Here is a 15,898-nt window from a genome sequence, read left to right as displayed (position 1 = left end):
ACAGATTGGTGAACGATGAAACAATATAAACTAGCTGCCGTTTTTGCGCTTATAGCTTTCGCTTCTTTAACATGGTCTTTTAAAGAGGACTTGTTTCAGGTATCTAAAAATCTGGACATCTTTGCGTCTTTATATAAAGAGATTAACATCAATTATGTAGAGGAAACCAATCCATCTGACCTTATGCGAAACAGCATCGATGCGATGTTGGAGAATCTTGATCCTTACACTGAATACATCCCGGAATCTGAAATTGAAGATTATAAATTAAAGTATGTGAGTACGCAATACGGTGGTATTGGTGCCAGCACGGTTTCTATTGAAGGTAAGTTGTTTGTAAATGAAGTGGTTGAAGGATATCCGGCAGATAAGCAGGATGTAAAGCCAGGAGATCAGTTGGTAAAGATAAATGGCAATGAGGTAAAGGGGAAAGACCGTAATCAGATAAGCCAATTGTTACGTGGCCCCAAAGGGTCTACAGTAGATATGTTGATTATAAGAGACGGTTCTGTAATCACTAAGAAGCTGGTGCGTGATGAGATTAAGCAACCTAATGTGCCTTATTCGGGTATGACGGAAGATAATATTGCCTACATCCGTTTAGATAAGTTTCTTGAAAATTCTGCTCAGGAGGTAAAGGACGCCGCAATTGCCCTGAATAAGCAGCAGCCAAAGGGAATGATCCTTGACTTAAGATACAACGGTGGAGGTATTTTACAGGAAGCTGTTAAAATAGTTAACCTTTTTGTAAACAGAGATGTGTTGGTGGTAACCCAAAAGGGTAGGAATCCGCAAAAAACCATTGTTTATAAAACAATGACTGAGCCTTTATTGCTGAAGATGCCATTGGTAGTGCTTGTTGGTGGTTCCTCAGCTTCTGCTTCAGAGATTGTTGCAGGATCATTGCAGGATCTCGACAGAGCAATTATTGTTGGCCAGCGAAGCTTTGGTAAAGGGTTGGTACAACAAACCTTTAATTTGCCTTACAATAGCCTGGTTAAGGTTACGGTGGCTAAGTACTATACGCCATCTGGTCGCTGTATTCAGGCGCTTGATTATGCGCATAAAGATGCAAACGGGAAAACACTGAAGTTTGCAGATTCGTTATCTCATAAGTTTAATACCAGTGCAGGCAGAAGCGTTTATGATGGAAACGGAGTATATCCGGATGTGGTAGTGAACTCGAGCAGACCAAGCCCTATTACCATGTCAATTATGAGCAAGAATCTGTTTTTTGATTATGCTAATGATTATAAAAAGAAAAATAAAACTATTGCTCCTGCTGGTAACTTTCAATTGACAGATAACGATTACAATCAATTTGTAGCCTCATTAGCGGGTAAAGATTATTCGTATGCTTCACGTACTGAACGTTTATTGTCTGATTTGCGAGATGAGGCAGAAAAAGAGAATAAATTGGGCGTTGTTAAGGTAGATCTGGATGATTTAAAGGACAAGATGCTTGGTGCTAAGAAAACAGATCTTATCACTTATAAAGCCGAAATAAAACGTGTTTTAGAAACACAGATCGTAAGCCGTTATTATTACGAGAAGGGAAAGGTTATTCAGGCATTCCAATACGACAAGGAGCTTCAGGCAGCTAAGGCGCTTTTGGGTAGTTCCACTAAAATGCTAGCGGTATTAAAAGGTGAGGGTGAATATAAAACTATAGGCAGCCCCACCAAAACGATTGCAGCAATAACAACAGCAGAAAACTAAAGACCTTTTTTATTCAGCGTGATGTAGTTTAACAACTAAACCATCCATAGCAGGATTTAGCTGAAGCTGGCAGGCAAGTCTTGAATTTGGAAGTACATCTGGTAAAGTATCAAGCATTGCATACTCGTCATCTGTCATTTCATTCAGCTTTTCTTCTCCTTCAAGTACATCTACACAGCAGGTAGCACATAAGGCCATTCCGCCGCAGGTTGCAAGAATATCATATTCGCAGGCTTTAAGGTACTCCATTAAGCTTAATCCCATATCTACAGGGGCTTCAAGAGTAGTTAAGCTGCCATCAGGGTTTTGTACGTGTAGGGTAATGTTATTGTCTTCCATGCTTAAAATTCTGATACGCCGTTTACAGTGGTGTATTTCATGGTGTATTTAACACCTGGGTTCATGTATTGGTATGCACTATGGCTCATTAAAGCAGCTTCGTGAAATCCACAAAGGATCAGTTTTAATTTGTTAGTGTAAGTATTGATATCACCAATAGCATAAATGCCTGGTATGTTTGTTGAATAATCGTCGGTATTAACTTCTATAGCGCTTTTGTTGATGTTTAAGTTCCATTGCTCAATAGGGCCTAACTTAGGGCTTAAACCGAATAAAGGAATTAAATGGTCTGCAGCTACTGCGGTAGTTTCAAGGCTCTTATTGTGAATAAGCTCTACCGTTTCCAGTTTTCCGTTTCCAGATACTGAATTTAGATTGCTGTTTAAAACAAGGTTTATACGGCCGCTTTCGGCTAATGCCATTACTTTGTTTACTGAATCTGGTGCGCCACGGAAGCTTTCGCTGCGGTGTACCAAAGTTAATTCATCTACGATGTCGGCTAAAAATATGGTCCAGTCAAGGGCAGAGTCACCACCACCTGCAATCACCATTTTCTGACCACGGTATTGCTCCGGATCAAGAATCATGTAGTTAACACCTCTTCCGTTTTCGAATTGTTCTAAACCAGATACAGCCGGTTTACGAGGCTCAAAGCAACCTAAACCTCCCGCAATTACCACAACTTTAGATTCTATAATAGTACCCATGTTTGTAGTAAGTACAAAATCACCTTCTCCACGTTTCTCTAAGCCTTCTATACGCTCGCCTAAAGTGAAACCAGGGTGGAAAGGTTTTCCCTGCTCCATCAGGTTATCTATAAGCTCCTGAGCCAATACTGTTGGGTAGCCCGGGATGTCGTATATAGGTTTTTTAGGATATATTTCAGACAATTGACCACCCACCTGCGGTAAATAATCAATTAAATGGCAGCGCATTTTTAATAGTCCTGCTTCAAAAATTGCAAATAAACCTACGGGTCCGGCGCCAATTATGGCTATATCAGTAGAAATCATGTGTTTAAAATTTGTGCGAATTTACAAACTTTTGTTATAATATCGATGCTATTTATAAATAATCTAGATACTCCGTAGAACTTATGACAACAAACTGAGCTAATATTTTACTTATCTTTGTTTTATTGATGAATAAGAACATATATTTTGCCTCTGATTTTCATTTAGGCTCTCCGGATTTTTTTGAAAGTCGTAAGCGGGAAGATCGCATTCTTCGTTGGTTAAATGCCATTGAGCCCACATGTAGCGAACTTTTCCTGATGGGAGATGTTTTTGATTTCTGGTTTGAATATAGTACTGTAGTACCTAAAGGGTTTATTCGCCTGCAGGGAAAGCTGGCGGCTATGACAGACGCAGGGATTAAGGTCTATTTTTTTAAGGGCAACCATGATATGTGGGTTAACGACTATTTCACAAAGGAAATGGGGATTGAAATTATAAGTGACGAACTTGTAATTGAAAGAAATGGGAAAAGGTTCTTTTTACATCATGGTGACGGATTAGGACCTGGCGACAGGAAATATAAGATGCTGAGAAAAATCTTTAGAAATCCGGTGTGCCGCTGGCTCTTTTCAATGGTTCCACCAAGAATTGGAATGGGAATAGCAAACGGTTGGTCTAGAAGCAGCAGGGCAGCCAGTAGCAAAGTGGAAGTTTTTGAAGGCATTGAAAATGAATGGCTGGCCATATATGCTAAAGAGCAAATGGTAAAACAGCACTATGATTTTTTTGTGTTTGGGCATAGACACTTGCCTTTAGATTTGGATTTAGGTGGCGGAACTAAGTATGTGAACCTGGGCGAATGGATTACCTATAATTCATATGCGGTTTTTGATGGCGATGTGCTGAGCCTTAAATATTTTCCTGATAAAAATTTATAGTGTCGTTAACTGAAAAAGCCGTATTTTTGCTGCCCGAATAAAAAATCGTTATCTGGATAAAAGATGCTGTTAACAAACAGGTTGTGTTATTTGTTGCTAACGGTACAATTATAAAGTTTCTGAAATAAAAGAATATGTTAGAGAAATTAGAAGCAATTAAACTGCGTTGGGAAGATGTTGAGGAGCAGTTAAGTAATCCTGATACCATGCAGGATATGAAGCGTTTTGCAGCTTTAAATAAAGAGTATAAAGATTTAGGTAAAATTGTAGAAGAGTATAAAGTCTACAAGAATGTAATGAGCAACATCGAGGCAAATAAAGAGATCTTGAGTACAGAGAAAGATCCTGAGATGCGTGAGATGGCTAAAGAAGAGCTTGACTTGTTACTGGTACAACAGGAAGAATTAGAAGAGAAAGTTCGTTTGATGCTTATTCCTGTGGATCCTGAGGATGCAAAGAATGCGGTGTTTGAGATTAGAGGTGGTACAGGTGGTGATGAAGCAGCTTTGTTTGCCGGCGACTTATATAGAATGTATAGCCGTTTCTTTGAACAAAAGGGATGGAAAGTAGAAACAGTAGATGTAACCGAGGGTACTGCTGGTGGATACAAAGAGGTGATCCTGAAAGTAAGTGGAGAAGATGTTTATGGACAGTTAAAGTATGAGTCTGGAGTACACAGGGTTCAGCGTGTGCCGGATACAGAGACTCAGGGACGGGTTCATACGTCGGCTGCATCCGTAGCTGTTTTGCCTGAGGCTGAGGAGATAGATCTTTACATTAATCCGGCAGATATTGATTTGCAAACCTCCAGATCCGGTGGTGCGGGTGGACAGAACGTAAATAAGGTTGAAACTAAGGTTCAGTTAACGCATAGGCCTTCCGGTATTGTAGTAGTTTGTCAGCAGGAACGTTCTCAGCTAGGAAACAGAGTTATTGCAATGGAGATGCTTCGTAGTAAGTTATACGATATTGAATTGCAGAAGAAGAATGGTGATATTGCCGCCAGACGTAAGACTATGGTTTCCACTGGTGACCGCTCAGCGAAGATCAGAACGTACAACTATCCGCAGGGAAGGGTAACGGATCACCGCATCGGTTTAACGCTTTATAACCTAAACGGAGTGATGGATGGAGGTGTTCAGGAGCTAATTGATGCGTTGCAGTTCGCCGAGAATGCAGAGAAAATGAAAGAGGGATCTGTGCTCTAAAAAATAATTATCAGAGAATTAAGGAGTTATAACTATTTTAAAATAAATGTTGCAAAGTTAAATAAAGGCGCTATATTTGCAATCCCGAAACGAAACAACGAAACGAAAATAGGGAAAACGGACCGGTAGTTCAGCTGGTTAGAATGCCGCCCTGTCACGGCGGAGGTCGCGGGTTCGAGTCCCGTCCGGTCCGCTAAAGGTAGCAATGCCAAACTAAAGCCTTCAAATTACACGTTTGAAGGCTTTTTTGTGTTTTTCTATATTTTTAGATTTGGTGTATCTTTAAAAGTCATCTTTTGAATCCTTAATCAAAACAATAAATGGAGAGCTTGCTTAAAAAATATGATGCGCTTGTAGCAGAATACAGCAAAGTTATTATTGATAGCTTTAATCTCGAAGATTTTAAGGAATATAACGAAATATTGTTTTCTGCGCACAGCTGTGCAGTAGAGGGGAATACCTTTACCGTGGATGAAACACGCGAGCTTAAAGAAAAGGGCCTCAATTTAAAGTTAAACAACAGGTCTTTATATGAGGCATATGAAATCCTAGATCATTTTAAAGCCTATGAATTCGTATTTAACGACCTAAAACAGCCTTTAACCGAAAATTTGATCAAACAGGTACAAAGAATACTAACGGAAAATACCCTTAAATTTGCGAAGGGCCTTGAGCCAGGGGAATATACCAACACGCAAATGGCTGCAGGGGATACGGTTTTTGGAGATTTCAGGGTGAGTATTGCACGTATGCCATCATTGATCAGTTCCACAGAATTAGCTATGGAAAAGGCCGAATTACATCCGCTGGACATTAGCGCTAGGTTTCACCAGTTTTTTATTTATCTACATCCCTTTCCGGACGGAAACGGGAGAACTGGCCGTCTGATTTCAAACTTCATACTTGCAAAGTTCAATCTGCCGCATGTAATAATTGGAGCCGAAGAAAAGGCTGCTTATATTGAAGCTTTAAAACAATCTGCTAAACATAAAGATACCGGTATTTTAACTGTTTTTTTTGCTGAAACTTCTATGCAAAGAATGAAGAAGGAAATTGACCAAAAGAAAAATCTTACTCAAAACTTTGTCATGAACTTTAATCCGCCTAAAAAAGGGAGGAAGATGAGATAACATAAGCCTAACTAGACCCTATTATATCTCGCATTTATCTGCTCAGGATAACATGTAATCCTGACTTCAGCATAGTTTTTTGACAGATTTCTCAATCCATTGATCGATTTGGAATGGATGAGTATTGAGGACAATTCTTGGGAAATTTTATATACATCCTAACGTTTAGTATATTTGTTATATGGAAACGCTAATTATAAATATTCCTGACAAAAAAAGTACTTTGGTAAAATACTTAAAGGTTTAGGTGTAACCATTCAGGAAAATAATCAAGGTAAGAAATCTGCTTACAGGAAAAAATTGCTTAAAGCATCAACTTGGGCAGCAGAAGATTTGAAGAGTCTCGAAGACAGTTTTACATCAACAGGGTGCCACAAACGGCGGAAGACGGATATTTGGTATTGAGGTGATAATGTTGGTTAGTTTAAAATGACGTCTGCCAAATTGCCCGGATAAAAAAGATTATTGACCAATACTGAGTTCCCAATCATTTTCCAAAACATTTTTGCCTTTTTTTTGCTAAAAGACTTAACTTAGAGTCAGCATAACGCGTTTTAAAATTATTAGTTAATCATCCCTAACTGCTAATATATGAAGATTCTAATTGCTGAAGACGATGAGCTTATGCTCAGGACTTTAGAATTCCGTTTAAAGAAAGATGGACATCAGCTCATCCTTGCCAGGGACGGCAGGGAAGCTTTGGAAAAAATAGATCAGTTCCTGCCTGAACTGGTAATTACGGATATCATGATGCCTTATCTTTCAGGCTTGGAGGTGGTGGCAGCGCTAAGAGAAAAAGATCAGACGCCTATTATTATGCTTTCTGCCATGGGACAGGAGGATATCGTTCTTGAAGCATTCCGCCTAGGTGCCGACGACTTTATTACCAAACCTTTCAGCCCCAATGAGTTGTCTGTGCGAATAAAAAGGTTTATGCTTGTTCATTCGAGATGATATTTTTTCAGGCGCTTTTATTGTTCTTTTTCGGTGCGGCAGCATTTCTGATTTTTTTCATGACCGCTTACCTGTTGATCCGGAAAAAATGGAGAAAAAAATATGCCAAATGGGACAGTATGATTGATTTACTGCTCAGAAAGGCAATTTTTTTCAATGAAAGCGGCAGTAGCGCTGACCAGCCGATACCGGTCACTCCGCGCCTGAGGGTGAATCTGGAGAATAGCAGATTTAGGGCCCAGCTGACCAAAAAGATTACTGCGGCAAAGAAAAATATGTCTGGTCAAGCTGGACAAAATATCAAAAAACTGTACCTGCAGCTGGACCTGGATACCCATGCCATTAAGCTAATTGAAACAGGTAAGTGGCACCTTATGGCTGTGGGGATCCAGCAGATTGGCACCATGGAACTCAAGGAGCACCTTGCCAGGATATACCGCTTCACCAACAATAAAAATGAACTGGTCCGGGCAGAAGCTCAGCTGGCCGTGCTGAATCTTTTTGGGTTTGAAGGGCTTCGGTTTCTGGATGTGATCACTTATCAGCTCTCGGAGTGGCAACAGATGAAATTATTAAAGGAGCTGTCTGTTATCCCTCATGTAAACCTTACCGGAATTGACAAATGGCTTAAATCTGAAAATGCCAGTGTTGTTGTATTTGCGCTGAAACTCGCCCGTAACTACCATCATTTTGAACTTTACCAAGAGATTGTTGCTTGCCTTGAACACCTCGAATCCAGTGTAAGGACTCAGGCGATATACACCCTGACGGAAATTTACAGTGAAGACACATCAAAAAAACTATTGGACAGGGTCCCGTTGGAAGAATATAATAACCAGCTGGCCATTTTGAAGGCTGTAAAAAAAATCGGTGATGAAGCTGATCTACCCCGATTACAAGGACTTTTAAATACAGAAGATCTTGAAATGAAACTCTCGGTTGTCCGAGCAATGGCAAGCCTCAGTCAATCCGGTATGGACTTATTGATGGCTTGGCCACAATCACAGTCCTACCCGTTGAAGGAAATAATTACTCAGGTTAAAAGTGAAATTAGAGTATGAGCTGGCAAACAATAGTGCTTGATTTTTTTACCTACGGACTGCTGATCTATTCCATCCTGCTGCTTTCCTGCTACATGTTCATTGGCGGTTATTCAATCGGCGAAATCCGTACTTACCTGCGTAAAAACAGTTTTACAGACTACCGCGTGCTGGCCAGTTCGACACAGGCCCCAAGTATCAGTATTCTTGCGCCTGCCTATAACGAAGGTGCAAATATCATTGAAAACGTAAGGTCTTTGTTGTCGATCAATTACAACAATTTGGAGGTGATTATCATTAACGACGGGAGCAAAGACGATTCTCTAGAGAAGCTGATCAGCGCCTACGACCTTTATAAGACGGATTTTTTTGTAAACAAAAGGATTCCCACCAAGGACGTGCTGGGTGTTTACAAAAGCAGAAAGGCAGTTTACAAGAAGCTGATCATTGTAGATAAGCAAAACGGGGGGAAGGCAGATGCCCTTAATGTGGGAGTCAACATCTCCCAAAATGATTATATCGTTTGTATTGACGTGGACTGTATCCTGGAGCAGGATGCCCTGCTGAAGCTGGCAAAACCTTTTCTGGAAGACAGCAAAATCAGGGTTATCGCCACGGGCGGAGTAATCCGAATCGCCAACAGCTGTATTGTCGAAAACGGGCGATTGGTAAAGGTTAATCTGCCCAAACAGTTTCTTCCTAGGGTGCAAACCCTGGAGTACATCAGAGCATTTTTATTGGGCAGGATGGCCTGGAGCCGTCTAAACGGCTTGCTATTGATTTCAGGTGCCTTCGGGGCATTCGATAGGGATATCGTCATCAAATGCGGCGGATATAATCACAATACCGTGGGGGAGGATATGGAGCTGGTGGTAAGGATGCGCAGGTATATGGAAGAGCAAAAAGTACCTTATAAGGTGAGTTTTATTCCTGATCCGCTTTGCTGGACCGAAGCACCTGCATCTTTTAAAATTCTTGGCAGGCAGAGAAACCGCTGGACAAGAGGAACCATAGAGACCCTGCAGCTCCATAAAGTGATGTTCTTTAACCCCAAATACGGACGACTGGGGATGATCAGTTATCCTTATTGGTTCTTTTTTGAGTTTTTAGCACCAATCGTGGAATTTCTGGGATTGCTGAGTTTTGTGATTTTCGTATTACTGGGCTTGATTCACTGGTCTTTTTTTATTGGTCTGCTGCTGTTTATATTCAGCTTCGGATTTCTTTATTCGGTGTTTGCCATTTTGATGGAAGTACTGACCTATAACCAGTATAAAAGCAGCAAAGATCTGCTGATGTTAATCATTACGGCATTTTTAGAGCCATTTATTTTTCATCCTTTTGTTGTATGGTCAGCTATTAAGGGGAATATTGATTTGCTGAGAAAGAAGAATTCCTGGGGTGAGATGACCAGGCAGGGTTTTACAAAAAAAACAGTTTAGACAATGATCGATCGATTTAAATCAGCAACATTGGTTTTTATACAGCTGGCCCTGGTCTTGCTTGCTGCCTTATTCTTGATACGCATTTTTGAGATTTTGTTAAATGGATTTACCCATGAGTTCCCGCAAAAGGGAGCATCCTTTGTTTTCTGGGCGCTGCTGGGAGATGTGGTTTTCTGGTTCAAAGGGCTTTTTCTGGAATATATCTTTTTTGTTCTGCTTGCCCAGAGCTCTTTAAAGTTGTCAAAAGTGCTGTTCAAAATCTTTATCATCCTGATGATCATCATTCAGATCGGCCTGGTTCAATATTTCAATACCTCTCTGGTGCCTCTGGGTGCTGATCTGTATGGATATTCCATTGCAGACATCAAACAGACCGTTGGCGCCTCCACAGGACTGGGTATTCAGCTGGTTGTGAGTTTTATCCTGCTGGTGGCATTGGTACTTGTGGCTTTAAAATTCCTGCCTGGTAAAATACAGCTGCCCTTTTGGGCCGCGGTGATCTTCCCTGGATTATCCTTGTTCTTTTTAGTTACCGGTGTCTTGCAGCTGATGCGTGGCCGTCCGTTTCAATCTGATTTTGACAACAATCTGGTGCTCAATAAAACTGACTATTTTTTTGTAAGTTCTTACCTTCATTTTTATCCTCCGGACGAGGAATCCGATATTTATGCAGATGCTTATATTGGGGATTATGGGGACACAAAGACCGTCGGTACATCGTTTAAATATACCGGTGGTTCTGAATTCCCTTTCCTGCACGAAGTGTCCGATCAGGATGTGCTGAGCTCCTTTTTTAATTTATCCCCAAGCAGGCCCAATATTGTTATCATTTTGGTAGAGGGGTTGGGTAGGGCATTCACTAATGAAGGGGCCTACCTGGGTAATTTTACCCCCTTTTTGGATTCCCTGTCCGGTAAAAGTCTATATTGGAAGAATTTCTTAAGTGAAGGCGGGCGTACCTTTGCTGTGCTGCCCTCTTTAATGGCCTCGCTGCCGTTTTCAAAAAATGGTTTTCTGGAACTTGGAGATAAAATGCCGCCACATGCCTCATTATATAGCCTGCTGAAGTTTAACGGCTATACTACTTCATTTTATTACGGGGGTGATGCGAGTTTCGATAACATGTCTCTATTTTTAAAGAAGAATCATGTTGATGAGCTCAGGGACATTCAATCCTTCCCCGGGGGATATGTGAAACTCCCCGCTGTCAACGGCTTCACGTGGGGCTACAATGACAAGGAGCTTTTCAGACATTATTTGGCAACCAGGGCCGATGAGGAATCAAAATCCCCGGAACTTAATGTGATCCTCACTGTCGCCAGTCATAATCCTTTTCTGGTCAATGATCAGCCTGAATATGTTAGTAAGTTTGAGCAGCGTATGGATGAGCTGGGTTTTGAGAATCCAAAAAAGGACACCTATAGGAATTACAAGCTGCAGTATTCTTCCATTATGTATACTGACGACGCACTCAGAAGCTTTTTTCAGGAGTGCAAAAAGCGTAAAGATTTTGCAAATACGATCTTTGTCATTACAGGTGATCATAGAATGCCCGAAATCCCCATGAGCAGCAAAATTGACAGGTATCATGTCCCGCTGATCATTTATTCACCCCTATTAAAGCGGAATGCACAGTTTGCATCCGTTTCCACACATTTTGATATCGTCCCAAGTCTGCTGAGCTTCCTTAAGGCCAGTTATAAACTTAAGGTGCCAGATCAGGCGAGCTGGATGGGAGAGGGCCTCGATACTGCAAGAAACTTCCGTAACGTTCATCAGTATCCCCTTATCCAGACCAAGACAGATATTATCGACTTCATCATGGGAGAGTACCACCTCAACGGAAGCTCACTTTACAAGATGGGCCCGGATCTGCAGGAGGAGTCGGTAGAGGATCAGCCCATTTATAAACGGCTAAAGAACGCCTTTGATCACTTTAAGCGGAGAAATGCTGGCATTGGAAACCGCGCAGGCATTTTACCAGATTCGGTGTTGAACAAGTACGGCCCAACTAAGCATTAATTACTTTTTGAATTTTTTTTCTTCCTTCAGTATTTGGCTAACCATGGGCCGGTAAAAGTTCCAGAAAAAACTGGCACGTTCCATCGGATCGCTTGTGTTATAGAACATCCATTTAAACAAACTGATACCTTTAAAATAGGAAGTACCCATGGTGATGGGATTGTCACAGAAATCACCAGAGAAGTAATAGAACCGATAATCTTCATGCTTATGCATAATTACAGCAGGGAAAACCCTGGGCAGCTGATGGGCTGCCAGCAGCTCACGGCCTTTCGCATTTACATCCAGGGTAAAGCTGGCAACCTGGGTATTGGTCTTAAGATCGGGCTGGATCACATCAAACCAGAACGCATACTTAATTTTGCTTGGAAGACCAAAATTCTGCTGCCCGTATGGACTGCTGGTAATATGGGGCATGGGATCATCCAATTCAGTGCTGTCCTGGAGAATGACTACCTGATCTTTATCGTTTACAAAGGCAACTCCTGCTTTTGTAAATGGCCACTGATTGTTGTTGTCTCTTTTGTAATTGCGGATTAACCATCTTGGTAGTTCCTTGTTTTTTGTACTGTCAAGGTTGTCAAAAAAGCGTCCGGTCCAGCCTGTCCAGCGCATGGCAAACAGCTTTTCGAACCTCAGGCGGGTATCCAGGTGTGTAGGACTTCCAATGCTATTGAATTCGGTAATGATCAGTTTGCCTTTGGCTTTCATCAGCCTCAGTAGTTCAATGTCCTGGCTGCTCATTCCTCCGTAAATCATGCCGGAGCGCTCGGTATTATTCTTTTGGCTATACCACTCATTGTTGTAAATGCCATAGGTATCTGTAAAATACACCATGTCCGCATCCTCACTCAGCTGTTTCAGCTGATCAGGATTAAATCGTTCCAAGCCTTTTAAGCGGAAGTTCTCCTTGTCCAGGGGGAAAAAACCGAAATAGTCCTTTGCAATCTGATAAGACTTGGTACTGGTTTTGGTGAATTTCTGGTGGTTCAGGATCCAGGTTAAGGAAATGTGTTCCTGGCCACGGGTGGTCAGGACCGTTTTGTCGATTATTGCCGCCACCATTTTTGTTTTAGGCGTGCAAAGCCAGAGCAGCCACATCAGTAAGGGGATTGCCGCAATAACTGCCAGTAGGGCCAGTATTTTTCTCCTTTTTGACATCACTAAAAGCGTCTGATGTATCCCAGACCAAGGTCAATCTGTGTTCCTCTGGTATTCAATTTATATTCCTGATTGTCAACTCCCAGGTTAACGATTAGAATATTCAGGGACTTGAACGCGCGTCTGTATCCCAGAGTGATGTTGTTTGACCTTAGCTTATAGTTTGCATTGCCAATCAGCACATTGTTTTGCGGATCATCAGGAGAAAGACCTGTACCCAGCCGTAAACTGAAGTAATCATCTGCACCGCCGTAGTAATACCTGCTTGTTAAGGCAAACGACTGGGAAACCTCATTATTTGAAGGGGTGAGAAAAGTCCGGAAATTGAACCAGAAGCTTTTGTAATATTTACCAACAGAGGCGGTATAGATCCAGGTAGATTCACCAAAGGTAAGGTACCTGAATCCGGCTTCTGCTTCAAAACTTGCAGGCAAATTGGCATACAATGAAAAACCTGCCCGGTACTGGGGGAACACCCCGACATTATTGGAATATCCTCCGCTGATGTAAGCCTGAAAGGTATTGGAAATGCGAGGGTAGGCGTCAATCTCGAATTGAACCCCATTGTTTTTGAACCTGTTGGCGTAATTAATACGGCCAATGACCGAGCCCAGGGCGGTTTGATGGCTGTAGTCCACACTTACCAGGTGCCAGGGATCATCAAATTGTTTATCGAAATAGATAAAGTCGTAGTTGACCCCGATTTTGTTTTTTGAGGAATTCTCCCTTACCCTGGCCGCAAGTGTTCTTGCTTCAGTCATGTTTGGATCGGCCTTGATTACCTTTTCTATCTCTATATTGGCCTCAGACCATCTCTTCAGGTCATTCAAGACCTTTGCCTTCAGCAGCAACAGATCACTGGCATCGCTATGATGCTTCAACCCGGAGTTTACATGTTCAAGTGCCTTTTCAGAATTGCCTTCCCAAAATTCCAGGCTGGCAAAAGCCAGTGACGCATCCGCATTATCTGGTTGTTTATTTAAAACCTGACTAAAGGCCTGTCTGGCACTATCTGGTTGTTTATTCCAGGTATAAACTCTGCCAAGAAATATCCTGATATCTGTATAATCGGGACTTTTTGCAAGGGCCTGCTTACTTAGCGAAATTGCCTTGGGATAATCTTTTTGATCAAATGCCGCGCTGCGTGCTTTGGTAAACAATTCATCAGAACCGATATTCTGATCCTGAGCCTGCAGGAATTGGAAAGAAAAAAATAGAAGTGTTAAGGGCAAATGAAATTTTAAGCGCATGATTCATTACATTAGGGTGATACCCTAAAGATAATAAATTATAAATTACTCAAAGGGAGTTCCACTTTAAAAGTAGTCCCCTGACCAATCTGAGAGTGAATTTCCAATCGCCCGTTGAGTTTTTCAATTAGGTGTTTTACCAATGAAAGACCGAATCCATATCCCTTTTCCCCGCCTGTCCCCGCCGTGGTATGGCTGTCTCCCCTGAGGATCCGGGTGATCTCTTCTTCGGTTATACCAACTCCGGTATCCGAAACTGCAATATTCAGGTTATTTTGATCAGATTTGACAATCAAATCCAGATCAACCAGGATCCTTCCTTTATTTGGCGTAAATTTTATTGCATTGGAGATCAGATTGCCTGTAATTTGTAGAAGCTTGTTTTTGGAAAAGGGGATGTACTGGGTGTCCTGATTGACACTGACCTGCAACTGTAGTTGTTTGGTGACGGCCTGAGGGGCGTACAGCTGTTTCAGCTTATCACGAAAGCTGCTGAGATCGAAATGCTGGCTACTGAGCTGTTTGGTTTCATGCTCCTGGCTGAGAATTTCGTCAGCAAGATCCAGGATAGACTTGCTGCCTGTGTGGATCAGGTTAATAAAATCGATCACCTGGTCAATATTGGCAGTTTTGCCTTGTTCAGCTATGATCTGCGATAAGCCGATTATGCCCGCAAGAGGCCCCCTGATGTCGTGGGCAACTTTTTTCCTGGATTCATCAGCCTGTTTAACCTGATCACGTAATTCTTCCATAGCCTTATAAGCCTTCAGCCTGTTGACTATTTCTGCTGCAATGATCTTCAGCAGTTCTATTTTTTCCGGGTTGAGTGTCTTAAGTCTTGTATCCAGAACGCAAAGTGCACCAATATTCAGACCCTGTTGATCCTTCAATGGGACGCCGAAATAATACCGTAAGGATAAAGGGGCCTCTATGTATTTGTTTTTGTTAAACCTTACATCTTTGGAAAGATCCTTTACTTCAAATTGATCGTCATTCATGATTGTATACTGGCAGACAGATTCCTCTCTTGTCGTCTGATCCACCTCAATTCCATGGTTTGCAAGTGTCCATTGTGTATAGGAATCAATTAGATTGATCAGGGAGATTTCTGTGCCTGCTATTTTGGCGGCTAGGCGGGTGAGATCTTTAAAGTTTTCAGATAAACTGCTGTAGTCAATATCGAGTTCAGCTAGACGGATGAGTCTTGCCATTTCGTTTTCAGGTATAGGATGACTATTTTGGCGCATAGCTTGTTGACAATTGCCGAAGGTTTAATATAATACCGGTATGCGTATAACCAACAATGTGCCAGAATTTTTGAAACAGCAATGAAGAGATATGATGTTACCAAAGCACTGTAACCTTTCAAATGCTGTTAATTTGCAATTCGTTTTCACTGCGGCTATAGGCAACAGGTTGATTTCCTATTTTAGTAGAATAGCGGTTGCCGTTATATGGTAATTTGAAATCGTGAGTAATTCAGGGAGTTTTCATTGGGGGCTTGTAAAATATTGATTTAAAGGTTGTTTTGGGCTTGGGTGAGTTCCGTCCGGCCCGTAAAAGCCACTCAATCGAGTGGCTTTTTTGTTTTTTCCAAGAATTCCGCGTGCGCCCAAAAGAATCCAAAAATAATGGATCAAGCGACATTTCTCAACAACATCTATATTTAAATAAATTGAATCCAGGTTTGTATGTTTTTTAAAAATACTGACTCTAAGGTTATTGTGATTTTACCC

General features: G+C 41.6%; 13 protein-coding genes and 1 tRNA gene. 9 read left to right on the top strand and 5 right to left on the bottom strand.

Features of this window, described 5'->3' with window-relative positions; all coding sequences use genetic code 11:
• Positions 1-15 precede the first annotated feature (15 nt).
• Positions 16-1,719 (top strand): S41 family peptidase, encoded by a 1,704-nt coding sequence (locus tag HQN86_RS17355; RefSeq protein WP_172662179.1) that lies wholly within the window; start codon positions 16-18, stop codon positions 1,717-1,719.
• A gap of 9 nt (positions 1,720-1,728) precedes the next feature.
• Here the strand turns inward: HQN86_RS17355 and HQN86_RS17350 are convergent, their stop codons facing one another.
• Together HQN86_RS17350 and HQN86_RS17345 are read right to left on the bottom strand one after the other, a co-directional pair.
• Positions 1,729-2,058 (bottom strand): 2Fe-2S iron-sulfur cluster-binding protein, encoded by a 330-nt coding sequence (locus HQN86_RS17350; RefSeq protein WP_068889978.1) that lies wholly within the window; start codon positions 2,056-2,058, stop codon positions 1,729-1,731.
• Positions 2,059-2,060: 2 nt separating this feature from the next.
• A complete protein-coding gene (locus HQN86_RS17345; protein WP_172662178.1) occupies positions 2,061-3,071 on the bottom strand; it encodes an NAD(P)/FAD-dependent oxidoreductase in 1,011 nt (336 codons plus the stop codon).
• Between the two features lie 128 nt (positions 3,072-3,199).
• On the opposite strand from HQN86_RS17345, the gene HQN86_RS17340 reads away from it, so the two are divergent.
• The 8 genes from HQN86_RS17340 (at position 3,200) to HQN86_RS17305 (ending at position 11,751) form a co-directional block, all read left to right on the top strand.
• Complete coding sequence (locus HQN86_RS17340; RefSeq protein ID WP_172662177.1) at positions 3,200-3,952, top strand: UDP-2,3-diacylglucosamine diphosphatase; 753 nt, start codon at positions 3,200-3,202, stop codon at positions 3,950-3,952.
• A 134-nt stretch (positions 3,953-4,086) separates the two neighbouring features.
• The gene (prfA, locus tag HQN86_RS17335) at positions 4,087-5,160 is read left to right on the top strand and encodes a peptide chain release factor 1 (protein ID WP_172662176.1); all 1,074 of its coding nucleotides are present in this window, start codon (positions 4,087-4,089) and stop codon (positions 5,158-5,160) included.
• A 119-nt stretch (positions 5,161-5,279) separates the two neighbouring features.
• Positions 5,280-5,353: transfer RNA gene (locus HQN86_RS17330), tRNA-Asp, on the top strand.
• 127 nt (positions 5,354-5,480) lie between these two features.
• On the top strand, positions 5,481-6,290 hold the full coding sequence (locus tag HQN86_RS17325) for a Fic family protein (RefSeq protein WP_172662175.1): 810 nt from the start codon (positions 5,481-5,483) through the stop codon (positions 6,288-6,290).
• A gap of 591 nt (positions 6,291-6,881) precedes the next feature.
• The gene (locus HQN86_RS17320) at positions 6,882-7,244 is read left to right on the top strand and encodes a response regulator transcription factor (protein ID WP_172662174.1); all 363 of its coding nucleotides are present in this window, start codon (positions 6,882-6,884) and stop codon (positions 7,242-7,244) included.
• Positions 7,241-8,305: a HEAT repeat domain-containing protein gene (locus HQN86_RS17315; protein WP_172662173.1), complete on the top strand. Its 1,065-nt coding sequence runs from the start codon at positions 7,241-7,243 to the stop codon at positions 8,303-8,305. The genes HQN86_RS17320 and HQN86_RS17315 overlap by 4 nt, the downstream gene beginning before the upstream one ends.
• Entirely contained in the window at positions 8,302-9,726 is a 1,425-nt protein-coding gene (locus HQN86_RS17310) for a glycosyltransferase family 2 protein (protein ID WP_172662172.1), read from the top strand. Before HQN86_RS17315 ends, HQN86_RS17310 begins: the two co-directional genes overlap by 4 nt.
• Before the next feature lie 3 nt (positions 9,727-9,729).
• Positions 9,730-11,751 carry an LTA synthase family protein gene (locus HQN86_RS17305; protein ID WP_172662171.1) on the top strand — a complete coding sequence of 674 codons (2,022 nt, stop codon included), beginning with the start codon at positions 9,730-9,732 and terminating at the stop codon, positions 11,749-11,751.
• Here the strand turns inward: HQN86_RS17305 and HQN86_RS17300 are convergent, their stop codons facing one another.
• Genes HQN86_RS17300 through HQN86_RS17290 form a run of 3 tightly spaced genes read right to left on the bottom strand, consistent with a single transcriptional unit; the run spans position 11,752 to position 15,373 of the window.
• The gene (locus tag HQN86_RS17300; RefSeq protein ID WP_172662170.1) at positions 11,752-12,912 is read right to left on the bottom strand and encodes a hypothetical protein; all 1,161 of its coding nucleotides are present in this window, start codon (positions 12,910-12,912) and stop codon (positions 11,752-11,754) included.
• A 2-nt stretch (positions 12,913-12,914) separates the two neighbouring features.
• Complete coding sequence (locus HQN86_RS17295; RefSeq protein WP_172662169.1) at positions 12,915-14,162, bottom strand: YaiO family outer membrane beta-barrel protein; 1,248 nt, start codon at positions 14,160-14,162, stop codon at positions 12,915-12,917.
• A gap of 38 nt (positions 14,163-14,200) precedes the next feature.
• Positions 14,201-15,373: a GAF domain-containing sensor histidine kinase gene (locus tag HQN86_RS17290; protein ID WP_216854441.1), complete on the bottom strand. Its 1,173-nt coding sequence runs from the start codon at positions 15,371-15,373 to the stop codon at positions 14,201-14,203.
• Positions 15,374-15,898 lie beyond the last annotated feature (525 nt).

Origin of the sequence: Pedobacter panaciterrae (assembly GCF_013204795.1) — a bacterium.
In the GTDB taxonomy this organism is placed as follows: Bacteria; Bacteroidota; Bacteroidia; order Sphingobacteriales; family Sphingobacteriaceae; genus Pedobacter; species Pedobacter panaciterrae.
The sequence above is the reverse complement of the archived record's forward strand: the minus strand, read 5'-3'. Positions and strand labels throughout refer to the sequence as shown.